Origin of the sequence: Nocardioides sp. (genome assembly GCF_044226765.1) — a bacterium.
Classification (GTDB): domain Bacteria; phylum Actinomycetota; class Actinomycetes; order Propionibacteriales; family Nocardioidaceae; genus Nocardioides.
On record NZ_JBGAGJ010000002.1, the window covers coordinates 383795 to 406154 of the forward strand.

Genomic DNA, 22360 nt, shown 5'->3' on the forward strand with positions numbered 1-22360 from the left:
TGGCCCGTTGCGGGTGACTTTCGCCCTCAGGCGACCGGCTCGACGTCGGCGTCCATCTGCGCCACGAAGTCGCGCTTCACCCGGCGCCACGCCTCGTCGGTCATGGTGCGCCGCCAGTAGGGCGAGCAGGACATGTCGGCGCGGGTCAGCCCGCGCTCGACGAGCAGGTGCCGGCGTACGCCGCGGATCTCGTCGGCCTCGCCGTGCACGAACGCCTGCACCCCGGACGCGGGGAGGTCGAGGTCCTCGACCGCGCGCAGGAGCAGCTCGGCGTCTCCGGAGCCGGTGCGGTGCAGCCACCGGAGGTCCAGCTCGCCGGGGCAGGAGAGGTCGACCTCGTGCTCGGGTCCGTCGCAGACGATCCGTGCGACCGCCCGCTGGCCGGCGGGCACCGCCTCGAGCGAGGCCGCGACCGCGGGCAGGGCCGACTCGTCGCCGGCCAGGAGGTGGCAGGCCGCCGCCGGGTCGGGCCGGTAGCTGCCCCCGGGGCCTTCCATGACGAGGACGTCCCCGGGCGCGGCCGAGGCCGCCCAGGGCCCGCCGACGCCGTCGTCGCCGTGGACGACGAAGTCCAGCGTCAGGCTCTCGGTCGCGGGCTCCCACCGCCGGACCGTGTAGCGGCGGCGCGCGGGCCACAGCTCGGCCGGATAGTGCTCGCGCACCTCGGCGGGGGCGAACACCGGCCCGTACGGCGCGTCGGCGGGCGGGAAGGCGAGGTTGACGTAGGTGTCGGTGGCGTCGGGCGTCGCGAAGCCCGACAGGCCGTCACCCCGCAGCACCACCCGGACCAGCGCCGGCGTGAGCCAGCTCGCGCTCCGCACCGTCGCGTGCCACACCGCCATCCAGGGCTCCCTCCACCGGTTCCGGTGAGGCAACCCTAACCTCGGCGTCCGCGCGCGTCGTCTCGCAGGCCCGGTAGGTCGCCCACAGGTAGAGCGCGAGCAGCGCGACCGTGAGGAGGATGACGATGCTGATGAAGACGACCCACCACATCACGTTCGTCTGGGTCATGACGTAGTTGTTGCCGTCGTACTGAGCGGGCATGGGCTCCTCCGTCGCCAGGGTCGCTGGGTCCTCGCCGGGTGGCGGTCCACGGCCACGGTCGCAGCGCGGCGGGCCCGGTCGGCAGGGTCGGCGGTCCCGAGCGCCGGAGGACCAGTCCCGGGGACCGGAGGACCAAGGGCCCGGACTCTTGGCCCGACTCCGGTCCGCCGCGCCCGCGGGTCTGGCACCCTGCACGCGTGAGGGTCGACGCGTGAGGGTCCTGGTCACCGGCGGCGTGCGGTCGGGACGGTCGCACCGTGCCGAGGAGCTGCTCGCTCACCATCCCGACGTGACCTACGTCCGGCCACGGCCGCTGCACGACGACCCGGCCTGGGCGGCCCGGCTGGGCGTCCTGCGGCAGCGGCACCCCGGGACCACCTGGTCGGTCTCCGAGACCGGCGACCTGGCGGAGGCGCTGTGGACGCCCGGCCCGGTGCTGGTCGACTCCGTCGGCTCCTGGCTCACCCGCCTGCTCGACGACGCCGGGATCTGGGACGCCCGCGCCGAGGACGTGACGGCGTACGTCGACGAGGAGCTGGACGCCGCCCTCGCGGCCCTGGTGGGCACCGACCACGACCGGGTCCTGGTCACCAACGAGGTCGGCCTCGGCGTCGTCCCGGAGCACCGCACCGGCCGGCTCTACCGCGAGCTCCTCGGCGAGGTGAACCAGCGGATCGCCGCCGTGTCGGACCAGGTCCACCTGATGGTGGCCGGCCGGGTCCTGCTGCTGTGAGGCCGGCGGGAGACCTGGTCGGCGACCGGCTCCCACGGGTCGTGTGCCTCACACCTACCCCACGGTCGGTCTCAGGCACACGACCCGACACCGGCGTTCGCCACGTCGGGCTGCTCGGTGGGGGTCAGGGCGGACCGGCGAGCGGTGCGACGACGTCGCGGAGCCAGCGCTCGACGTCGCGCCGGCGGCGCAGGCGCACGACCGGGAGGTCGGGATGGGCGGCGCGGACGGCGGGGATGCGCTGGTCGTAGAGGTTGCGGGTGCTGATCGCCCACCGCACGATGTGCTCGCGGTCGGTGAGGAAGGTGTGCAGCGGACCCTCCTGGTTGCCGTTCCACAGCTCCTCGCGGCGCCACCGCCGGCGTACCGTCCGTCGGACGACCCGGCTGAAGGTGACCGGGAAGGGCAGGTCGAGCCACACGAGGAGGTCGGCGCGGGCGGCGAGCAGCGGCCGGGCGTGGTCGTACTGCCACTCGGTCACCCACCGGTCCGTCGCGACGAACGCGTCGACGTCGGCCTCGAACTCCGGCCGCTTCGTCCAGCCCGGTCCGTGGAAGAAGGCGTCCAGCTCGTGGTGCGGCAGGTCGAGGACCTCGGCCAGCCGGCGGGCCAGGGTGCTCTTGCCCGATCCCGAGACGCCCGCGATCGCCACCCGCTGCGGCCGGCGGGGGAGCGGGTCGTCCGCGTGGAGCATCCCGGACGCTGGCACCCCGGACATCGGCACCGCGGCATCGTACGGTGCGGGGGTGCCAGACCCTCAGATCGTGCCGGGTGACCGGCCGGGGACGGTGGTGCTCCGGATGGCCGGGATGCAGCAGTCCCACGTCGACCTCGACGACCCGCGCCGGATCGAGTTCGCCTACGTGCGCCGGATCGCCGACGTCGTCGACGCCTGCGGTGCCCCCGGTGAACCGGTGCGGGTGGTACACGTCGGCGGCGGGGCGCTGACGCTGCCCCGGTACGTCGCCGCGACCCGTCCCCGCTCGGCCCAGGTCGTCCTCGAGCCCGTGGCGGCGATGACCGACCTGGTCCGGTCCGAGGCGCCCCTCCCGCCGCGCAGCGGCATCAAGGTCCGGCCCGTCGACGGGCGGACCGGGACCGCCGAGCTGCGCGACGGGCAGGCGGACCTGCTGGTCGTCGACGCGTTCGACGACGCCCGGGTGCCCGCCGACCTGGTGACGTCCGAGTACCTCGTCGACGCCGCCCGGGTCCTCGACGCGCACGGGCTGCTGGTGCTCAACCTCACCGACCGGGCGCCCTTCGGCTGGACCCGGCGCGTGGTGGCCGGTGTCCGGGCGGTGTTCGCCGACGTGCTGCTCACGGCCGAGCCGGCGACGCTGCGGGCCCGCCGGCTGGGCAACCTGGTCGTCGTCGCCTCGCGCGGCCCGGTGCCGCTGGACCCGCTCCGCGCCCGGGCGGCGAGCTCTGCGGCGCCGTACCGGGTGCTCGAAGCACGCCAGGTCAGCGACTCCTTCGGCGGCGGCACGCCCTTCACCGACGCCGACAGCGAGCCGTCGCCCGCGCCGGGCTGATCAGGAGTACGACGTGCCGCGCTCGGCCCGGGTCCACAGGAGCCCGTCGCCCGCGACCGCGCCCTCCGCGGCGAGGGCCCGCTTGAGCACCTTGTTGGTGGCCGTCCGCGGGAGCGACTCGACGACCCGCACGAAGCGGGGCCAGGCCTTGGCGGAGAGGTCCGGCTGCTCGGCGAGGAACTCCTCCCACCCGGTCGGGTCGAGCGGGCCGGACACGACCAGCGCCGCCACGACCTGGTCGCCGACGTCGGGGTCGGGCACCGCGTAGACCGCGGCCTCGACGACCGACGGGTGCCGCAGCAGGATCCGCTCGACCGGGGCCGCGGCGAGGTTCTCGCCGTCGACGCGCAGCCAGTCCGCCGTGCGGCCCGCGAAGTACACGAACCCGTCGGCGTCGCGGTAGGCGAGATCGCCGGACCAGTACATGCCCCCGCGCATCCGCTCGGCCTCGGCGCCCGGGTCGCGGTAGTAGCCGGCGAACGCGCCGGACCCCAGGGTGTTGACCAGCTCCCCGGTCGCCTCGTCGGGGTTGAGCAGCACGCCGTGCTGGTCGAAGACGGCGTCCGGCGTCTCCCGGGTCGTCACCGGGTCGAGCACCTTGACGCCGTCCACGGGCCGGCCCAGGCTGCCGGCGGGCATCCCCGGCACCCGCTGCACCACGACGGCGTTCTCGGTGGAGGAGTAGGAGTCGACGACGAGGCAGCCGAACCTGCGCGCGAAGCCCTCGATGTCGCGGTCGTTGGCCTCGTTGCCGAAGACCAGGCGCAGGGGGTTGTCCGCGTCGTCGGGCCGCTCGGGAGTCGCCATGACGTAGGTCAGCGGCTTGCCGACGTAGTTGGCGTACGTCGCGCCGAACCGACGTACGTCGGGCAGGAAGCCCGACGCGGAGAAGCGGCGCGCCAGCGCGACCGTCGCCCCGGCCGCCAGCGCGGGACCCCAGCCGGCCATCACCGCGTTGGAGTGGAACAGCGGCATCGACAGGTAGGCGGTGTCGGCGGGGGAGAGGCCGAACCGCTCGGCGAGGAACCGGCCGGGGTGGGCGACCTTCGCCTGGGTCACGTTGACCGCCTTGGGGTCACCGGAGGTGCCGGACGTGAAGATCAGCATCATCACGTCGTCCGGCCCGATCGCGACCGGCGGCACCTCGGCGTCGGCGTGCACCTCCAGCAGGGCCGCCCAGTCGGGGGAGTCCAGGGGCAGGACCGGCACGTCGACGTCCGCGAGCAGGTCGGCGTGCGCCGCGTCGGTCACCACGGCCTGGACGTCGGCGCGGGCCACGTCGGCCGCGAGGGCGGGACCGCGCCGGGTCGGGTTGAGCCCGACGACGACCTGGCCGCCCAGCGCGGCGCCGCCGAGCAGGAACAAGAACTCGGGGACGTTCTCCAGCAGCACACCGACGTGCCGCGGCCGGCCGGGGTCGAGCAGCGCGTCGAGGACCCCGCTGCGCACGCACGACTCGCGCACGACCTGGGCCCAGGACCAGGAGTCGTCCTCGAAGAGCAGGCCGGGGCGCTCGTCGTCCGCCCGGGCGAGCAGCTGCTCGCGGACGGTCGGCAGCGTCACGCGGGCTCGGCGGCCAGGGCCCGTCCGACGGTGAGCGCCTGCTCGGTCGCCCCGCCGTGGAGGAGCTCGAAGCGCTTGGCGCTGGTGAAGTAGCGGTGCGCCTCGCCGTCCAGGTCGATGCCGACGCCACCGTGGACGTGCACGGTCGTGTGCGCCAGGCGGTGGCCCGCGTCGGCCGCCCACAGCTTCGCGATGGCGACCTCGGTGTCGGCGGGCAGGCCCTCGTCCAGGCGCCAGGCGGCCTGCCACAGCGTGAGCCGCTGGCCGAGCACGTCGATGTAGCCGTCGGCGAGCCGCTGCGACACCGCCTGGAACGTCCCGATCGGGCGGCCGAACTGCTCGCGGGTGCCGGCGTACGCCGCCGTGAGGCGCAGCGCCCCCTCGGTCACCCCCACCTGCTCCGCCGCGCCGGCGAGGACCCCGAGCTGGCGCAGCCGGTGCGCGGCGACGCCGTCGGCAGCGCCCACGAGACGGTCGGGACCCAGCGTCACGCCCTCCAGGTCGAGCCGGGCGACCGCGTCGCCGTCGGAGACGTGCTGGGTGACGACGGTGACGCCGGGGTCGCCCGGCTCCACCAGGAACACGGCAACCCCGGACGACGTCTCGGCGGGCACGAGGAAGGCGTCGGCGTACGGCCCGGCGGGCACGACGGCCTTGCTGCCGGTGACCCGGTGGCCGTCACCGTCGGGGGTCGCCGTCGTGGCCGGGCGGTCGGGCGCCCAGGTCAGGTCCTCGGCCAGCGCCAGTGTGAGGACCGTCGTGCCGGCCGCGGCACCGGGCAGCCAGCGCTGCTGCTGCGCCTCGGAGCCGTGCTCGGCGAGCAGGCGGGACGCCGGGCCGTGTGCCACCAGCGGGACGGGGGCGACGGTGCGACCGACCTCGACCAGCACGCGGCACAGCTCGACCAGGCCGAGCCCGGCGCCGTCGTACGCCTCGGGCAGGGCCAGGCCGAGCAGGCCCGCCTCCCCGAGCTCGGCCCACAGCTCGCGGTCGAAGCGGTCGCCGCCGGCCTCGACGGCCTTGAGCCGCTCGGTGCCGGTGCGGTCGCGCAGGATGCTCGCGGCCAGCTCTGCGGCCTCGTCCTGCTCCTGGGTGAACCGGAAGTCCATCGGGTGCCTTTCGTCGTGCGGGGTCTCGACAAGCTCGACCAGCGGAAGGGTCAGGATCGCTTCGGGGCGGGCAGGCCGAGTCCGACGTAGCCGATGATGTCGCGCTGGATCTCGTTGGTGCCGCCGCCGAAGGTCATCACCAGGGCCGAGCGGTGGAACCGCTCGAGCCGGCCCTGCAGGACCGCGCCGTCGGAGTCGGCGGTGAGGCCGGCGTTCGGACCCACGATCTCCATGAGCGACCGGTAGACCTCGGTGGCGAGCTCGGAGCCGTAGATCTTGGTCGCGGAGGCCTCGGCCGGCGAGAGGTCGACGCCCGCGTCGGCGTCGGCTGCCAGCTTCCAGTTGATCAGCCGCAGCGCCTCGGTCCGGGCGTGCGCCCGTCCGAGCGCGACCTGCACCCACTCCGCGTCGATCACCCGGTCACCGCGCGGGCCCTTGGTCTCCTGCGCCCAGCGCCGCACCAGGTCGATCGACTGGGTCAGCGGCGCGGCCGAGGTGAGCGCGACCCGCTCGTGGTTGAGCTGGTTGGTCATCAGCGACCAGCCGCCGTTGAGCTCGCCGACCAGGTTGCCCACCGGGACGCGGACGTCCTCGTAGTAGGTCGCGCTGGTCGTGACGCCCGCGACCGTGTGCACCGGCGTATAGGAGAACCCCGGCGCGTCGGCCGGCACCAGGATCATCGACAGGCCCTTGTGCCGGGGCAGGTCGGGGTCGGTGCGGCAGGCGAGCCAGATCCAGTCGGCGTACTGGATCAGCGAGGTCCACATCTTCTGCCCGTTGATGACCCACTCGTCGCCCTCCTGCACGGCGCGGGTCTTCAGCGAGGCCAGGTCCGTGCCCGAGCCGGGCTCGGAGTAGCCGATGGAGAAGTGCAGCTCGCCGCGCAGGATCCGGGGCAGGAAGTGCTCCTTCTGCGCGTCGGTGCCGTAGCGCATGATCGTCGGGCCGACGGTGTTGAGCGTCAGGTAGGGGATCGGCACGCCGGCCACCGCAGCGGCGTCGGTGAAGATCAGCTGGTCGGTCATCGACCGGGCCTGCCCGCCGTACTCCGCCGGCCAGCCGATGCCGAGCCAGCCGTCGGTGCCGAGCTGCCGGATGACGTCCTTGTAGACCTGCTCGTCCCCGAACTCGCCGGAGGAGGGCGACAGTCCCGCCCGGACCTCGGGCGTGACCAGGGCGGCGAAGTACTCGCGCAGCTCCTCGCGGAGCCGCTCCTGCTCCGGCGTCAGGGCGATGTGCATGCGACTCTGCTTTCTCGAGAGGAGGTTGCCGGGGTGTCCCCGGGTGGAATCACAGCCGGGAAAACTATAACCTGTTCTAAGTTTCGGTCCACAGGTCTGGAGGCACGCCCATGACGGACACACGGAGCGTCAGGACCCTCGACCCGGGGACACCACCCGAGCGCTTCGCACGCGGGTGGCACTGCCTCGGGCTGGTCGACGCCTTCCGCGACGGCACCCCCCACGCGGTCGAGGCCTTCGGCGGCAAGCTCGTCGTCTGGGCCGACTCCCAGGGGGAGATCCAGGTGCTCGACGGCTACTGCCGGCACATGGGCGGCGACCTGACCCAGGGCACCGTCAAGGGCGACGAGATCGCCTGTCCCTTCCACGACTGGCGGTGGGGCGGCGACGGCCGGTGCAAGCAGATCCCGTACGCCCGGCGGGTCCCGCTGCGCGCCCGCACGCACCGCTACCCGGTCGTGGTGCGCAACGGCCAGGTCCTGGTCTGGCACGACGCCGAGGGCAGCGAGGCCGACCTGGACGTGCTGCCCCCGGAGCTGCCGGGCGTGGGCACCGACGCCTACACCGACTGGACGTGGGAGGTGCTCGACGTCCCGACCGCGCACTGCCGCGAGATCATCGACAACGTCGTGGACATGGCGCACTTCTTCTACATCCACTTCGCCTTCCCGACCTCGTTCCGCAACGTCTTCGAGGGCCACACGGCGACCCAGTTCATGGAGTCGCGCGGACGGCCCGATGTCGGCGGGAGCGGGTACGGCGACGCGAACCTGGTGCTGAAGTCCGAGGCGACCTACTACGGGCCGTCGTACATGATCAACTGGCTCCACGTGGACTACAAGGGCTTCGAGACCGAGGTCATCCTCATCAACTGCCACGTGCCGACGAGCCAGAGCTCGTTCAAGCTGCAGTACGGCGTGTGCGTGAAGAAGCCCGAGGGTGTCGACGAGGAGACGGCGCAGTACATCGGCCGGCGCTACTCCGAGACCTTCAAGGAGGGCTTCGAGCAGGACGTCCACATCTGGCTGAACAAGGCGCCGGTGCAGAACCCGCTGCTCTGCGAGGAGGACGGGCCGGTCTACCAGCTGCGCCGGTGGTACGAGCAGTTCTACGTCGACAGGGCCGACGTGACGCCGGAGATGACCGACCGCTTCGAGTTCGAGGTCGACACGACCAAGGCCAACGAGTTCTGGCAGGAGGAGGTCGCCGAGAACCTGCGCCGTCGCGAGGCGGAGGGCGGCCCGGCGGACCCCTCGTCGCAGCAGATCATGACGGGGACCTGAGCCGATGGCGTCGTTCGTGCCGCAGAGCCCGGAGACCCTCGAGGACCAGCGCCTCTACACCTCCGCCCGGCTGGTGGAGGTCGCCTGCCTCGACTGCCTGGCCACGGTCGGGGTGAAGAAGAACAGCGAGCACCACACCTCCATCCAGTGGACGGCGGACGCGCGCGACCAGTGCCCGGAGCTGTCCCGGCGGCACGGGCTGCGTGCGTCGCACCCCGCGTGCCCGCGGATGATGGCGAGCATCGAGGCCGCCGTCCGGGAGGGTCGCGTCACCATCGGCGCCGAGGACGGTTACTGATCGCATGGCAGAGGAGTCCTTCGAGCTCGAGGTCGTGGACGTCGTCGAGGAGACCGACGACGCCCGCTCGATCTCCTTCGGCGTCCCCGCGGGGGCCGAGGAGCAGTTCCGCTACCGGCCCGGGCAGTTCCTGACCCTCGCGGTCCCGAGCGACCTCACCGGTGTGGCCGCGCGGTGCTACTCGCTGTCGAGCAGCCCGTTGGGCGCCGGCCCCCTCACGATCACCGTCAAGCGCACCGTCGACGGCTACGCGTCGAACTGGGTGTGCGACCACCTGCGCGTGGGCGACACCATCCGGGTGCTGCCGCCGAGCGGCATCTTCACGCCGGCCTCGCTCGACGCCGACCTGCTGCTGCTGGCCGGGGGGAGCGGCATCACCCCCGTCATGTCGATCACCCGCACCGCGCTCGCCGAGGGTTCGGGCCGGATCGTGCTGTTCTACGCCAACCGGGACGAGCGATCGGTCATCTTCGCCGAGGAGCTGACCCGGCTCTCCGCCGAGCACCCGCAGCGGCTGCAGGTCGTGCACTGGCTGGAGTCCGTGCAGGGGCTGCCCAGCCAGGACCAGGTGCGCGCGTTCGCGTCGGCGTTCACGTCGTACGACGCGTTCGTGTGCGGCCCGGCACCGTTCATGAAGCTGGCGGTCGCGGCGCTGCGCGAGCTGGAGTTCCCGCGCGAGCGGCGGCACCAGGAGAAGTTCGTGTCGCTCGGCGGCAACCCCTTCGGCGACCTGCACGAGCGGGAGGTCGCGGAGCACGAGATCGAGGACGCGGAGCGCGACGAGGCGGACCCGGGCGAGGCCGTCGACGCGCCGGACGTCCCGCAGGCCCCGGTCCGGCTCGAGGCCGAGCTCGACGGCGAGGTGCACCGCTTCGACGACTGGGCGCCCGGCACCACGCTGCTGGAGCACCTCGAGGCCAAGGGAGTGAAGGCGCCGTACTCGTGCCGCGAGGGGGAGTGCTCGGCATGCGCCGTGCGGTTGCTCGAGGGCGAGGTCAAGATGCTCCACAACGACGTCCTGGACGAGGAGGACATCGCCGACGGCATCCGCCTGGGGTGCCAGTCGCTGCCCGTCACCGACGTCGTCCGGGTGACCTACCACTGACGGGCGCGCGACCACTGGTCCATGCCACTGGTCCAGTCGTGCGGGCGACCCAGGCGTAGGTGAGGCGGGGCCGGGGAAGGGTGCCGCCAAGCCAACAATGGACACCCCCGGTCCGGTACGGCGCCTCGACCTCGTCGTCCCGTCCCCAGGGGCCGGCAGTGAGGACGAGCCATGATTCTCGGACTGTGCTTGATCGCGGTGACCCTGCTCGGGTGGACGGTGGTGGGCGTGGCGACACGCCCGGCCGGCCGGGGACGGGTCCGCCGGCGCGAGGCGGAGCGCCGGTCGCACCAGCTCCACGTCAACCCCGACCGGGTCTCGCGCTTCGACGTCGAGAACCTGCTGCTGGCGGAGTCGGTCCCGCTCAGCGCGGTCGCCCGGGTGATGGACCGGTCGGCGGCACGACGGATGTCGGCGCGCACCATGTGGCGGTGGGCCAGGGTCCACGGCAGCGCCCAGCTGGTCGCGGTGGTCGACGCCGGGCTGGCCGAGGACATGCTGCTCGACCACCTCGACGCGGGGACCGCGCCGGACCCCGCGAGCCTCGAGGTCTTCGCCCGGCTGGCCCGGGACACGGTGCCGGTGCTGCCGGCGGTCCCGTCCGCGCCCGACGTCGCCGGCCTGATGTCGGACCCGGAGCCGATCTCGCTGGACGGGGCGCCCTGGCCCGTGGACCCCGTCCTCGTCGCTGGCCTGGAGGGCCTGGTGGACTGGGGGAGCCGGTCGGCCGACCCGGTGGAGCTCCAGATGTTCGACCGCCTGCCGCCGATCGCCGAGCCGGGCCTCACGCCGCGGCGCGGCCTGGACGGCGGGTGGCCCGCCTTCGGCTGAGATGCCCGCCCGGTCAGCGCGGCCGCGTCACCAACCCCGCTCGCGCCACTGCGGCAGCGCGGGCCGCTCGACGCCGAGGGTGGAGTCGCCGCCGTGCCCCGGGTAGAACCAGGTGTCGTCCGGCAGCCGCCCGAAGACCTTGGTCTCCACCTCGTCGATCAGCTGGGTGAACGCGGCGGCGTCGCCGAAGGTGTTGCCGACGCCGCCGGGGAAGAGCGTAGAGTCTGAAAGGTGAACATAGACGCGGGTGTGCAGGTCGTCCTCTACGCCCGGATCAGCGAGGACACCACCGGAGAGGCCTCCGGCGTTCGCCGCCAGCTCGAGGAGTGCCGCGCCCTCGCTGTGGGCCGCGGCTGGGACATCGTTGACGAGATCACCGACAACGACCTGTCGGCCGCCAAGGGCGGGCACCGGCCCGGCTACGCGAAGGTCCTCGACCTGGTGCGGTCCGGCGCCGTGTCCCACGTCGTGGTCTGGCAGACGTCGCGCCTCGTCCGCAACCGACGCGAGCGCGCGGACGCCATCGAGCTCTTCGGCCGTCAACGGGTCGGGATCATCGCGGTGCGCGGCGTCAGCTTCGACCTGTCGACCGCGTACGGCCGCGGGCAGGCCGGGCTCCTCGGAGAGTTCGACAGCATGGAGAGCGAGGTCAAGGCCGAACGCGTCGCCGCCGCCGCCGCGGATCGCGCGAGGTGCGGTCGCCCCAACGGCGGTCTGGGCTACGGCTGGACGAAGGTCGGAGCCGGATCGTCAGCGACGTACGCCGTCGACCCGGAGCAGGCCGCGATCGTCCAGGAGATCACTCGCCGGCTCCTCTCGGGCGAGTCCCTCCTGAGCCTTACCAACGATCTGAACGTCCGCGGCGTGCCGGCTCCGGCCGGGGACCGGTGGGGCAAGACCTCGGTGAAGAAGATCGCGACCCGGCCGGCGAACGTCGCGCTGCGCGTGCACCACCGTGGGCGCTCCACAGAGACGGTGTACGAGGGCGCGTGGCCACCGTTGGTCGACCGTGCCGACTGGGAGCGCCTCACGGCCGTTCTGGCGGCCCCTGAGCGGCGCCAGAACAGCGTGGCGCGGCCCGGGGCCCGTCGGCACCTGCTGACCTGGGGGATCGGCTCCTGCGGGGTCTGTGGCGGCTTCCTGCGTGTCGGCACAAAGGGCAACAGCAGGTACGGCGTGCACCGTCCGCTGTACCTGTGCGCCGAGAAGGGTTGCGTCGGACGCTCCCAGGCTGCCGTCGACGAACTCGTCGGGAAGGTCGTGATCGCTCGCCTGTCTCGTGATGACGCCCTTGCGTGGCTGCTTGGCGACGACGACGAGGCCCGCCGCCAGGCCGAGGTGGCCGAAGATCTACGCCGACGCCTCGACGCCGCTGCGGACCAGTACGCCGACGGCAAGATCACCGACCGCCAGCTCGGCCGGATCACAGCTCGGCTCCAGCCGCGGATTGACGACGCAGAACGGGCACGCCGCTCGGCAACCCGGATGCTTGACCTTGACACGCTCCGTGCGCTGGCCGGCCCGACTGCTGTCGAGCGCTGGGAGGGCATGACGGTCACCCAGCGCCGGGCCGTCCTGGAGACCATCGGCATGGAAGTTGCGATCGACCGGGTCACCCGGCGCGGGCCCGGTTTCGACCCGCAGTCGGTCCGAATCGGATGGAAGGGCGCATCCTCGTGAAAGACCCCGAAGAGATCTTCCAGTCCCAGGTTCAGGACCTCCGGCTGGTGATCGGATTGGGCCACATGGCTCGCGGCTTCGCACAGAGCGCCGAGCGATCGACATCGGTGAAGCCGCGCGTTGTCGTGCGCTGTCCTCACCCGCACGGCCGCGAGGTTGCAAGGGTCTTCGAGACGCCCGAAGGGCCGTTGTACTTCGCGATGATCCCTGCTGTGTCGGCGGACCGTCGTGGCCCGGACCGGCCTCTCTGGGAGCAGCTCGACCGTCTGCTTCGGCTCCCGCCCGAGGTCGTCGACGACGACCTGTCCCTCTTCGAGGCCTTCAACTCAACCCGAGTGAAGAAGAACCCGCCGGTGATGGTCAATGACCCAGCTCCGCGGCTCCCGAAACCGGTCGCGTACTCGGTCCTGATGAAGCCAAACGCGCTCACGCGCCTGTGGTGGCGATGTAGCGATCACTGGACGCCCGAGCAGCCGTACGCTTCCCTTGACCCGGCTGCGCTCGGGGCAGTCTTCGACCGGGCTGTGACCGACGATCGATGGCGGCGCGTGTTCCTGCCGCCTGCGTCGGATGGGGTCGTCTAGGATCGGCCACAGCCCCGCGGAAGCCGCGGAACCCCGTCTTGGAATGGGCCCCATGACGATCACCCACATGGGAGTTCGTCATGCCTACCCAGGCTTCACAGGGACTCGACGAGTACGTCGAACACGTCGCCGCGAGCGCTCCGCCGCTCACCTCGGAGCAGCTTGACCGTCTGACCGCGCTTCTCGCCGTCGACCATTCACGTGTACGCACAAGCGCACCGGGGGAGGTCGCATGAAGATCATCCGCCAGCGCCGACCCGACCGATTCACAGTCCTCGACAACCAGCTGATCGAGAACGCCGACCTCTCCTTTCGCGCGCTCGGCGTCCTCGCCTATCTCCTCTCGCGGCCCGACGGGTGGGAGACCGACAGCACCCGACTCGCGCGCAACCGACCTGAGGGTCGGGATGCCGTCCGGACGGCGCTGAAGGAGCTCGAGCGCGCCGGATACCTGATGCGGCGGCACGTCCAGGACAACACGACCGGGCGGTGGTCGACGGTCACAGAGGTGCTCGATTCACCGGAGACGGATTCCCAGGCGTCGGGTATCCAGGCGTCGGTTTCCCAGTCGTCGGATATCCAGTCGTCGGATTCCCAGGCGCTTCTAGAAAGCACTGACACCGAGCACGGAGACCTAGAACTGCCGCTAAAGAACCAAGACCAAGCGCCGACCGCCGCTGACGCGTCGGGTGTCGGCGCAACTACGGGGTCGGCGGCGGACCACGGCATCCCGCTCGGCCGCCTCGCCGCGCTCTCCAGCCGCCTCATCGCCGTCGAGCACCAGACCCTCGACCCCGCCGTCGTCTGGTTCGACATGAAGGCCGACGGCATCCGCCACCCCGACGTCTGGGCCACCAAGCTCGACGACGTCGAACTCGCAGGTTGGCTGTACTCGCACACGTTGAAGGCCGAGGCGATCGCATGACCGGCCTGTTCCAGACCCCTGACATCAACCAGCACTCGACTGCCACTCCCAGGCAGCAGACGAAGGTCGTACGCCTCAACGCAGCCGACGACTCCGAGATCGTCCACATCACACGCGCCAAGCTGTCGCAGATCGCCAAGGGCTACCTCGGCAAGGGCCGACGCCGCGGCCGTGACGAACTCGCAACCGAGCTCGGGTTCCGCACACCACGCGACCTCGCCACGTTCGTGGCCGCAGCCCGAGGGCAGAAGCCATGACGGCCGGCCCCGTCGAGGACGTGTGGGTGTCGCGCTACCGCGACCGACGCCAACGACTCTGGCTCCGCGTGGCGTCGTACGCCGAAGCCCACGCGCGCCCCAGCGGCCACGCTCCACTCACCGCAGGCGAACTGACCAAGGTCCTCGACCAGGGCGGACCAGCGGTCAGCCGAGCCATCGCCACCGCCGTCCGCGAAGGCTGGCTCCACCCCGCGTCCTCGGCCCGGTGCCTGGTCCTCCCACGCTGCGACCCCAACGCACCATGCCCCGCAATCCACCGGGACGGACGTTGACCGCCACCTGGTCGGGTCGCAAGGTACAAGCCGCACGAGCGATCGTCGCGACATGGCTACCCATGAAGTGCGGACGCTGCGACCAGGTTGTTGACGGACGCACCCCGTGGGTGGTCGGTCACAAGATCAGCCGCACCCTTCGACCCGACCTGACCTGGGACGTAGCCAACTGGCAACCCGAACACCGAGCCTGCTCCGACGCCTCCGCCCAGGCCGCCGTCATCGAGAAAGCCCGAGCCGAAGGCGCCCGAGAAGCCATCAACGGCTCTTTTCCCCACCACGATCACGACGGACAACCCCCGCGCCTTCCGGCACACACACACGGGACCAACGAAGACCCCGTGGAGGCCCGGGCGGGCCTGTCGTGGACCGATCTCTGCCGAGATCCGCCTGATTGGCTCACGCCGTACCTGGAGGTTCCGGAGGACGCGGCCCCGCCGCTGTGGGTGTCGAGCGTTCACCCCGATGCGGTGGGCACTTTCGGGCCCGAGGCGATCGAGTGGATGGAGTCCAACATCGTCGAGCGGGGGCGACCGCTGCGGTTGCGATGGTGGCAGAAGCTCGCGATCGTCCTGCAGCTCCAGCACCGTGAAGACGGCACCCTGTGTTGGCGGGTTGTCCTTGAGTCCGGGCCCCGGCGGATCGGGAAGTCAGTTCGGCTGCGGGGAATGGCGTTGTGGCGCCTCGCGAACGGACCGGACATGTTCGAACCGGAGCAGCTGGTCCTCCACACCGGCAAGGACTTGGCGATTGTTCGCGAGGTGATGCGCAAGGCGTGGGCGTGGGCTGCTCCACGCGACGAGTGGGACATCAAGCGGGGGATGACGGAGCCGGAGGTGTCGTACCGCGGTGTCAACCGCTGGGTGGCCCGCAGCAAGGACTCGACGACCGGGTACGACGCCTGCCTCGCTCTGTGCGACGAGGCGTGGGACGTACCCCCGGCGAGCATCGACGACGACCTGGAACCGACCATGCTCGAACGCGAGAGCCCGCAGCTAGTACTGACCTCGACCGCGCACCGGCGCGCGACCTCGCTGATGCGTGGCCGGATCACCGAGGCGTTGGCCGTCGACGACGGCGAGACGCTGGTGCTGATCTGGTCGATGCCGCCCGGCTCGGATGCGGGCGACGAGACCGCGTGGCGTGCCGCGTCGCCGCACTGGTCCGAGGACCGCCGGCGGATGATTGCCAGCAAGTTCGCCAAGGCGCTGGCAGGGGAGTCCGACCCCGAAGCCGACGACCCCGACCCAATGCAGGGCTTCCTCGCCCAGTACGGCAACGTGTGGCGGCTGCGCGAGCGTCGAGCCCTTCGGGGTCAGGGCGTTGTCGATTCGGAAGCGTGGAACACCCTCGCCGCCGAGGTCCCGTTCATCCGGCCTGACGCGGCCGCGATCGAGTCGTGGTACGCCGAGGGTGTCAGCCTCGCGCTCGCATGGAAGGACGCCGGTCGGTCGATCGTCAGCGTCTCGGACCACCCCGACATGGAGTCCGCGGTGGCCGCCCTCAAGGAATCGGGGTGCCGCGCCGTCGTCACAGTCGGCGCCGGCCTCATGGATCACGTGGCGCTGAAGGGTGTGCGGAAGCGGAAGGGTGAGGCGCGGGTGATCGGCGCCGTCCAGGTCCTCAGTCGGCTCATCTCCGAGGGTGTCCTACGACACGACGGTGGTCAGCACCTCGGTGGGCAGGTCCTCACGCTTCGCACCCTGCCTGGAGCTGACGGCCCACGCATGGCGTCCACCGGCCGAGCCGATGCGGTCAAGGCGGCGGTTTGGGCTATAGAGAGAAGCCGCTTGGCACGTTCACGCAAGCCAGGTGTCGTTCTCCCGACAGCGGCCACCGCCTGACACCGTCCGTTCCTACGTTCGCCGCGTGGGTGTGCTCAGGTCGCTGCTGACGGGTCATCGGGACCCTGTCGTCGCGGCTGCCCTGGAGACCGACTCGGCGGACGTGACCTTCGCAGTGGACGCCGAGTCGGTCCCACCCGAAGTCTTCGGACTCACGTCGTACGCCTCCCCGGTGTCGCCGGCGCCGCGGGTCTCGCGGCGCGAGGCCACCCAGGTCCCGGCCGTGAAGCGGTCCCGTGACCTGATCGCCGGGTCACTGGGCACGCTCCCGCTGAACGTGGTGAAGCCCGACCTCACGATCGAGGCGACGTCGTGGCTGCAGCAGCCCGAGCGCGACGTGCCGCGATCGGTAACCATGACGCGGCTCGCCGAGGACCTGCTCTACGAGGGCATCGCGTGGTGGAAGATCGTCGGCTTCGACTGGCGCGGTTTCCCCGCCCAGGTGATCCGCCTCGACCCCCGCTCCGTGGACGTGCAGAAGGATGGCCGGGTCCACGTGACCCTCGACGGCCACCGCGGCATCGCCGACGAGTGGCCCAAGGACACCGAGCTGATCCGGTTCGACTCCCCGAACGACCCACTGCTGGTCGCCGGCGCACGAGCGATCCGTCAGTGCCTCATCCTCGACAAGGCCGCCCAGCGGTACGCCGAAGGCGCGCCTCCCGGCGACTTCTTCACGCCCGTCGATGAAGTGGACCCGTTCGAGGACGAGCAGGAGCTCCGCGAGAAGCTTCTGGACCCGTGGGCTACGGCTCGCCAAGCGCGCTCGACGGCGTACATCCCCGCCGCGGTCAAGTACAACGCCGCGGCCTTCAACCCCGAGCAGCTGGAACTCGCGGACCAGCGTCAGCACGCCGTGCTGGAGATCGCTCGAATCGCCGGTGTCGACCCTGAAGAGCTCGGCGTCTCGACCACCTCGCGGACCTACGCCAACCAGTACGACCGCCGCAAGGCGTTCATCGACTTCACCCTGGGCGGCTACCGCGCCGCGATCGAGGATCGGCTCTCGATGGGCGACGTGACCCCGCGCGGCTCGGTTGTCCGGTTCGACCTCGACGCGTTCCTCCGCACTGACGCGCTCAGCCGCTACCAGGCCTACAAGGCCGGGATCGAGGTCGGCGCCATCGACGGAGCCGACGAGGTCCGAAAGCTCGAGGGCAAGCCCGCCCTGTCCACCAAGCCCGACAGCACGACGACAGCCAAGGAGACCAACGTGACCCCGTCACTCGCGGCGCCCGAGCCGATCCACATCACCTTCGACGCCGGCCCGAGTCTCGTGCTCGACGCCCCGCCGGCCGCCGACGAGTTCTCGGTCGACACCGAGAAGCGCGTCATCCGCGGCCTGGCCGTGCCCTACGGCAAGGTCGGCGTCAGCAATGGCCAGAAGTTCACTTTCTCCAAGGGGTCGCTGAAGTTCGCCGACCCGAAGCGGGTGAAGCTGTGGGTGCAGCACGACAAGAACCAGGCCATCGGGTTCGCCACCCAACTCGACGACCGCGAGGACGGGCTCTACGCCGAGTTCCAGGTTGCCCGCGGCGCCGAGGGTGACCGGATCCTGTCCCTGGCCGAGGACGGCGTCCTCGACGGCCTCTCGATCGGTCTTGGCCGCGGCGGCCGGTTCCAGACCCGCGACGGGATTCAGTTCGCCGTCGACGTCCCGCTGATGGAGATCTCGTTGACGCCGGCGCCCTCGTTCGACGACGCCCGCACCGGCACCTTCGAGGGCGAGAGCGGCGAGCTGAAGTTCGACGCCACCCACCTCGCCACCGAGATCCGCAAGGCGATGTTCCAGGGGTTCTCGGACCTGGCCCGCCCGCAGGGCGAGCGCGAGGTCGTCTCGGCCGGCGGGACCCAGTTCGAGGTCACCGAGCCGTCGCCGTACCGCTTCGACGGCGTCAAGGCCGAGCACTCGTTCGTCGCGGATATGCGGTCGGCGCAGCAGGGCGACAGCGAGGCGCGGCAGCGGCTCGAGGAGTTCGGCGAGGAGTTCGCAGCGTTCGCGGTCACCACCTCGAACGTGAGCTCGCTCAACCCGACCCGCAACCGCCCCGACCTGTATGTGCCGAACCTGCAGTACTCCCGTCCGCTGTGGGAGTCGGTGTCGACCGGAGTCGTCGACGACGTCACCCCGTTCACGGTGCCGAAGTTCTCGTCGGCCTCCGGCCTGGTCGGCGCGCACACCCAGGGGACCGAGCCGACCCCGGGCTCGTTCTCGGCGACGATCCAGACGATCACCCCGACGCCCACCTCGGGCAAGATCGAGATCAACCGCGAGGTCCTCGACCAGGGCGGGTCGCCGCAGGCGGACCAGATCATCTGGGCCGAGATGCTGAACGCCTACTACGAGGCGATCGAGGCGAAGATCGCGACGCTTCTCAACGGCATCGCGACGGCCGAGCTGAACTTGGCCAGTGCCGTCGACTCGGCACTCGTCGATGCCCTCACGGCGTACTTCGCCGGCCTGCAGTTCGTCCGCGGCGGGAACCGGTTCACCGGCTTCGTCGCCGATGGCAACTTGTTCCCGGCGCTGGTCGCCGCGAAGGACTCGGCCGGCCGGAAGCTGCTCCCGATCCTGGGTCCCACCAACGCGCAGGGCACCGTCTCGGGCGGCTTCGACCGGGTGCAGCTGGGCAACCAGAACATCCGCGCCGCCTGGGCCCTCGGCACCGGCAACGACAAGAAGTCGTACAACTTCGTGCCGTCCTCTGTGTGGGCCTGGGCCTCGACGCCGAAGAAGTTCGTGTTCGAGTACCAGGTCAAGTCGGTCGACATGGCCATCTGGGGCTACTCGGCGACCGCGTGCCTGCGTGACTCCGACGTGAAGCCGATCGACTACACGACGGCGGACAGCTGATGGCCCGCCGGCAGCGCCGGGCCGTCGTGGACGGAGACAGCCGGCAGGTGCCCTCCGCTGAGGAGCGGAAGGGCAAGCGCGCCCACGACGACCAGGGCAACGTCCGGCCGGCCGACGGTCGCTGGGACCTGCACGAGCCCAAGGACGAGAGCAAGTACGTCCGCACGAGCAAGGAGACCTGATGGCGCAGCGCGAAACGACCGCGAAGAAGGCCACCGCGAAGAAGGCCAGCCAGCCCAAGCCGCGGCCCGCGCCGAACCTCACCGCCGCAGTCGGGACCACGGTCGAGCTGGAGGTCGACGAAGACGCCCGCGAAGTCGCTGTCGAGCTTCCCGACGGCACCAAGCGGACCGTCTACGCGGCCGGTGGCCGGGCGCTCTACGTGCTCGACCGGCCCGGGATCCACATCGCCGGCGGGCTCGTGGTTGCGGCGACTCCATGACCAGCCCCGCCCGCGTCGTCACCGGCGCCAACGTAAGCCGTCGACAGGTCCGCCTGGACCCGTGGCCGTGCCGACGTTGCGGGATCGACCTGGGGCGGAAGGTCCAGCACGACACCTGCCGCGACTGCCGCTCCGTTGAGCGGGCAATCGCACTGCTTGAGCTGGAGGAGTTCTTCCAGCAGCGCCACCCGTTCACCACGACCAGCTGAAACACCGGAGAGGAGGACCTCGTCATGGCCACACTTGAAGCGCTGACCCCGCTGGACGTCACGATGTCCTTCGAGGACCCGTGGGAGTTCGGCTTCCGCGTGATCGGTGACCTTGATGACCTCGTCGGTGACATCACGTTGGAGGTCACCTGGCCACGCGGTGAACCGACCACCACACAGATCCAGATCCCGTCGCATGGTCTCGACGGTGACCAGGAGATGTACCTGACTCAGCCGTTCACGCGAGGGAGTGGCACCTACTCCATCAGCGCTTCGATACTGGGGCCCGAAGAGGACGTGCTGGTCTTCACGTGCACGGTGCCTGGCGTAAACCAGGGCGTGACAGTGACAGACGTCCGGAACTACCTCGGTGCCAGCGTCGCCGCGTGGTCTGACGAGGACCTGGAACTGGCTCTGCGGGCCGAGGGCGCCGCTCAAGACGCCCGATGCCGGTATCCCACCGAGGAGCCCGCGTACGACCTCCGCGAAGCGCTCTGCCGGCGGGTCGCGGTCAACCTGGCCCGCCGCGGCCTTCCCCTCGGGATGCAGGCAACCGAGGTCGGCGCCGCCCGCCTATCCACGACAGACCCCGAGATCCGTCGTCTCGAACAGCCCTACCGCAAGGTGCTGGTCGGATGAGCGCCGAAGTCCGAGCCGAGCTCGCGACCGCGGCCTCTGGGGTCGAGGGCATCTCGTGCAGCCCGACGTACGTACAGCTCACGTCCATCGGGCAGGCGTGCGTCCGACTGGAGCGCCAGGAGTTCCCGGATCGGTTTGGCGCCGTCGTCCACTGGAACGTCGTCGTCTGCCTCGGCCAGGACATGGCGACGGCTGAAGCCTTCTTCGAGCAGAAGGTTCCGGCTCTCGTTGCGGCCCTTCGGCCGCTCATGGCGATCCGCTCAGCAACACCTCAACAGCTTCACCTTGTCGACGGCACGACCGTGCTGGCGGCGTTCATCAACGGGTTCCGGGAGGAATGACATGACCGCATTGGGCACCCGCCAGCTCGTGCTGACGATCGGTGGCACCGACTACACGGCGCAGGTCAGCAACTGCGAGATCACCTCGCAGGCTGCTGAGTCTGACGTCACCACGTTCGCCGAGGCCGCCGCCGGCGGCGCGCGCGAGTACAGGCTGAAGTTCACCGGCCTGCAGGACCTCACCACCGGGACGATCTGGGACAAGGTCTGGTCGGCGGCAGGCAGCTCGGTCGCCGCGCTCGTGAAGCCGTACGGCAACTCCACCGCCTCTCCGACGCAGCCGCACTACTCCGGCAACGTCACGATCACCGAGCCCGACGGCACGCTGATCGGTGGAGACGCCGACGCCTCGACCACCTCGCGGTGGACCTTCGAGTGCGAGTGGGTCTTCTCGGCCAAGCCCACGAAGGTGACCAGCTGATGGCGACCCAGCGGACCATCCTCACGGGCCTCGTCCAGACCCCGGTCGCTGCGGCCGCGGACGCGACCGGCGACTACTGCGTCCCCACGGACTCCCGCCAGCGGCTCGCGATCCGAGTCAAGAACGGCGGCGGGTCGGCGATCACGGTCACCCTCGACGACGTCAACAGCGTTGGCCCTGACCAGGCGCAGTCCTTCAACGCCGACGTCCAGGTATCGGTACCGGCCGGCGCCGAGCGGGTCCTGGCCATCACCGACACGACCAGGTTCCTCAGCCTCACCACCGGCCGGGTGTCCTGGACCTACTCCGCTGTCACGTCGGTCACCGTCGACGTCTTCGGGGTCTAGAGGACCCCATGGACGGGCTGTCGATCGAGGTCGACAACCTCGCAGACGTCACCCGGGCGCTCCGCGAGGTCGGGGTCTACGTCGACGAGCCGAAGGACGCCCTGGAGGAGATCGCAGAGCGCGGTGCGCGGGCCGTCGAGAGGCACACACCTCGACGGTCCGGGCGCCTCGCCGGCCGAGTGTCCGGCCGGCAGTCCCGCAAGGCCGCGGTCGTCACCGCGAGCACCGACTACGCCGGCGTCATCAACTACGGCTGGCCCGCTCGGAACATCGCACCCGCTCAGTACATGCAGGAAGGCGAAGCCGACGTCCTGCCCGACGCCGTCTCGATCTTCGAGGACGCCATCAACGACCAGATCAAGGAGCACCACTTCCGATGAGCACCAGCCCCATGACCGCCGAGGAGATGGCCGAGAGCCTCACCGGCTTCGACGAGATCGCGATCGAGAAGCACTTCGGGATCGACATCTACACCGACTCCGAGACCAAGGGCGTCAAGGCCCTCCGGGCGCTCGTGTTCGTCGACCTCCGCCGCGGCGGCAAGAGCGACGACCAGGCCAAGCAGGCCGCCATGGAGATGGCCCTGCGCGACGCCAACACCTACTTCGCCGACGACGAGCCCGAGCTGGACCCCGAGCACCCGGAGACCCCGTCGGGAAACGACTCCGCGCCCTCCGACTGAGGGCGTACGACCTCGGCCTCTGGTGCTTCATGACCGGCCAGACCCCCGAGGTCTACCGGTCGCTCACGCGACTGGAACGAGAGCAGTTCAGCAAGGCCGCGAC

General features: G+C 71.0%; 28 protein-coding genes. 21 read left to right on the top strand and 7 right to left on the bottom strand.

What is annotated here, in order from left to right; all coding sequences use genetic code 11:
- Window positions 1-26: 26 nt before the first annotated feature.
- On the bottom strand, window positions 27-842 hold the full coding sequence (locus tag ACILRH_RS06660; RefSeq protein ID WP_395691763.1) for a siderophore-interacting protein: 816 nt from the start codon (window positions 840-842) through the stop codon (window positions 27-29).
- Entirely contained in the window at window positions 766-1044 is a 279-nt protein-coding gene (locus tag ACILRH_RS06665) for a hypothetical protein (protein ID WP_395691765.1), read from the bottom strand. The genes ACILRH_RS06660 and ACILRH_RS06665 overlap by 77 nt, the downstream gene beginning before the upstream one ends.
- Before the next feature lie 211 nt (window positions 1045-1255).
- On the opposite strand from ACILRH_RS06665, the gene ACILRH_RS06670 reads away from it, so the two are divergent.
- Window positions 1256-1777 carry a bifunctional adenosylcobinamide kinase/adenosylcobinamide-phosphate guanylyltransferase gene (locus ACILRH_RS06670; RefSeq protein ID WP_395691766.1) on the top strand — a complete coding sequence of 174 codons (522 nt, stop codon included), beginning with the start codon at window positions 1256-1258 and terminating at the stop codon, window positions 1775-1777.
- Window positions 1778-1901: 124 nt separating this feature from the next.
- Here ACILRH_RS06670 and ACILRH_RS06675 read toward each other — a convergent pair whose 3' ends face one another.
- The gene (locus ACILRH_RS06675; RefSeq protein WP_395692087.1) at window positions 1902-2495 is read right to left on the bottom strand and encodes an AAA family ATPase; all 594 of its coding nucleotides are present in this window, start codon (window positions 2493-2495) and stop codon (window positions 1902-1904) included.
- A 28-nt stretch (window positions 2496-2523) separates the two neighbouring features.
- Between ACILRH_RS06675 and ACILRH_RS06680 the strand changes: the two genes are divergently transcribed.
- Window positions 2524-3309, top strand: coding sequence for a spermidine synthase (locus ACILRH_RS06680; protein ID WP_395691767.1), 786 nt, complete (start codon window positions 2524-2526; stop codon window positions 3307-3309).
- On the opposite strand, the gene ACILRH_RS06685 is transcribed toward ACILRH_RS06680, so the two are convergent.
- Genes ACILRH_RS06685 through ACILRH_RS06695 form a run of 3 tightly spaced genes read right to left on the bottom strand, consistent with a single transcriptional unit; the run spans window position 3310 to window position 7222 of the window.
- Window positions 3310-4872 (bottom strand): long-chain-fatty-acid--CoA ligase, encoded by a 1563-nt coding sequence (locus tag ACILRH_RS06685; protein ID WP_395691768.1) that lies wholly within the window; start codon window positions 4870-4872, stop codon window positions 3310-3312.
- Window positions 4869-5981, bottom strand: coding sequence for an acyl-CoA dehydrogenase family protein (locus tag ACILRH_RS06690; protein WP_395691770.1), 1113 nt, complete (start codon window positions 5979-5981; stop codon window positions 4869-4871). Before ACILRH_RS06690 ends, ACILRH_RS06685 begins: the two co-directional genes overlap by 4 nt.
- 50 nt (window positions 5982-6031) lie before the next feature.
- Complete coding sequence (locus ACILRH_RS06695; RefSeq protein ID WP_395691772.1) at window positions 6032-7222, bottom strand: acyl-CoA dehydrogenase family protein; 1191 nt, start codon at window positions 7220-7222, stop codon at window positions 6032-6034.
- Between the two features lie 110 nt (window positions 7223-7332).
- On the opposite strand from ACILRH_RS06695, the gene ACILRH_RS06700 reads away from it, so the two are divergent.
- The 4 genes from ACILRH_RS06700 to ACILRH_RS06715 all read left to right on the top strand — a co-directional run bounded on the left by ACILRH_RS06700 (window position 7333) and on the right by ACILRH_RS06715 (window position 10739).
- A complete protein-coding gene (locus tag ACILRH_RS06700; RefSeq protein WP_395691773.1) occupies window positions 7333-8505 on the top strand; it encodes a Rieske 2Fe-2S domain-containing protein in 1173 nt (390 codons plus the stop codon).
- Window positions 8506-8509: 4 nt separating this feature from the next.
- Window positions 8510-8803 carry a hypothetical protein gene (locus ACILRH_RS06705; protein ID WP_395691775.1) on the top strand — a complete coding sequence of 98 codons (294 nt, stop codon included), beginning with the start codon at window positions 8510-8512 and terminating at the stop codon, window positions 8801-8803.
- A gap of 4 nt (window positions 8804-8807) precedes the next feature.
- Window positions 8808-9908 (top strand): 2Fe-2S iron-sulfur cluster-binding protein, encoded by a 1101-nt coding sequence (locus ACILRH_RS06710; RefSeq protein ID WP_395691776.1) that lies wholly within the window; start codon window positions 8808-8810, stop codon window positions 9906-9908.
- 171 nt (window positions 9909-10079) lie between these two features.
- Window positions 10080-10739, top strand: a complete 660-nt coding sequence (locus ACILRH_RS06715; protein WP_395691777.1) for a hypothetical protein — start codon at window positions 10080-10082, stop codon at window positions 10737-10739.
- Between the two features lie 27 nt (window positions 10740-10766).
- On the opposite strand, the gene ACILRH_RS06720 is transcribed toward ACILRH_RS06715, so the two are convergent.
- The gene (locus ACILRH_RS06720) at window positions 10767-10889 is read right to left on the bottom strand and encodes a hypothetical protein (protein ID WP_395691779.1); all 123 of its coding nucleotides are present in this window, start codon (window positions 10887-10889) and stop codon (window positions 10767-10769) included.
- Window positions 10890-10988: 99 nt separating this feature from the next.
- Here ACILRH_RS06720 and ACILRH_RS06725 point away from each other — a divergent pair, with 99 nt between their 5' ends.
- From ACILRH_RS06725 to ACILRH_RS06795, 15 genes are all read left to right on the top strand, one after another.
- Window positions 10989-12419: a recombinase family protein gene (locus ACILRH_RS06725; RefSeq protein ID WP_395692088.1), complete on the top strand. Its 1431-nt coding sequence runs from the start codon at window positions 10989-10991 to the stop codon at window positions 12417-12419.
- Window positions 12398-13003 (top strand): hypothetical protein, encoded by a 606-nt coding sequence (locus ACILRH_RS06730; protein ID WP_395691781.1) that lies wholly within the window; start codon window positions 12398-12400, stop codon window positions 13001-13003. Before ACILRH_RS06725 ends, ACILRH_RS06730 begins: the two co-directional genes overlap by 22 nt.
- A 232-nt stretch (window positions 13004-13235) precedes the next feature.
- Window positions 13236-13928, top strand: a complete 693-nt coding sequence (locus tag ACILRH_RS06735; protein WP_395691782.1) for a helix-turn-helix domain-containing protein — start codon at window positions 13236-13238, stop codon at window positions 13926-13928.
- Entirely contained in the window at window positions 13925-14185 is a 261-nt protein-coding gene (locus ACILRH_RS06740) for a hypothetical protein (RefSeq protein ID WP_395691784.1), read from the top strand. Before ACILRH_RS06735 ends, ACILRH_RS06740 begins: the two co-directional genes overlap by 4 nt.
- 289 nt (window positions 14186-14474) lie before the next feature.
- Complete coding sequence (locus ACILRH_RS06745; protein WP_395691786.1) at window positions 14475-16322, top strand: HNH endonuclease; 1848 nt, start codon at window positions 14475-14477, stop codon at window positions 16320-16322.
- A 25-nt stretch (window positions 16323-16347) separates the two neighbouring features.
- On the top strand, window positions 16348-19176 hold the full coding sequence (locus ACILRH_RS06750; RefSeq protein WP_395691788.1) for a phage portal protein: 2829 nt from the start codon (window positions 16348-16350) through the stop codon (window positions 19174-19176).
- The gene (locus ACILRH_RS06755; RefSeq protein WP_395691789.1) at window positions 19176-19358 is read left to right on the top strand and encodes a hypothetical protein; all 183 of its coding nucleotides are present in this window, start codon (window positions 19176-19178) and stop codon (window positions 19356-19358) included. The genes ACILRH_RS06750 and ACILRH_RS06755 overlap by 1 nt, the downstream gene beginning before the upstream one ends.
- Window positions 19358-19618, top strand: coding sequence for a hypothetical protein (locus ACILRH_RS06760; protein ID WP_395691791.1), 261 nt, complete (start codon window positions 19358-19360; stop codon window positions 19616-19618). Before ACILRH_RS06755 ends, ACILRH_RS06760 begins: the two co-directional genes overlap by 1 nt.
- A complete protein-coding gene (locus ACILRH_RS06765) occupies window positions 19615-19827 on the top strand; it encodes a hypothetical protein (RefSeq protein WP_395691792.1) in 213 nt (70 codons plus the stop codon). The genes ACILRH_RS06760 and ACILRH_RS06765 overlap by 4 nt, the downstream gene beginning before the upstream one ends.
- A gap of 24 nt (window positions 19828-19851) precedes the next feature.
- Window positions 19852-20466, top strand: a complete 615-nt coding sequence (locus ACILRH_RS06770) for a hypothetical protein (protein WP_395691793.1) — start codon at window positions 19852-19854, stop codon at window positions 20464-20466.
- Entirely contained in the window at window positions 20463-20807 is a 345-nt protein-coding gene (locus tag ACILRH_RS06775) for a hypothetical protein (protein ID WP_395691794.1), read from the top strand. Before ACILRH_RS06770 ends, ACILRH_RS06775 begins: the two co-directional genes overlap by 4 nt.
- Before the next feature lies 1 nt (window position 20808).
- Complete coding sequence (locus ACILRH_RS06780) at window positions 20809-21228, top strand: hypothetical protein (RefSeq protein WP_395691795.1); 420 nt, start codon at window positions 20809-20811, stop codon at window positions 21226-21228.
- A complete protein-coding gene (locus ACILRH_RS06785; RefSeq protein WP_395691797.1) occupies window positions 21228-21575 on the top strand; it encodes a hypothetical protein in 348 nt (115 codons plus the stop codon). The genes ACILRH_RS06780 and ACILRH_RS06785 overlap by 1 nt, the downstream gene beginning before the upstream one ends.
- Before the next feature lie 8 nt (window positions 21576-21583).
- Window positions 21584-21955 (top strand): hypothetical protein, encoded by a 372-nt coding sequence (locus tag ACILRH_RS06790; RefSeq protein ID WP_395691798.1) that lies wholly within the window; start codon window positions 21584-21586, stop codon window positions 21953-21955.
- Window positions 21952-22257 carry a hypothetical protein gene (locus tag ACILRH_RS06795; RefSeq protein WP_395691799.1) on the top strand — a complete coding sequence of 102 codons (306 nt, stop codon included), beginning with the start codon at window positions 21952-21954 and terminating at the stop codon, window positions 22255-22257. Before ACILRH_RS06790 ends, ACILRH_RS06795 begins: the two co-directional genes overlap by 4 nt.
- The last annotated feature ends 103 nt before the right edge of the window (window positions 22258-22360 follow it).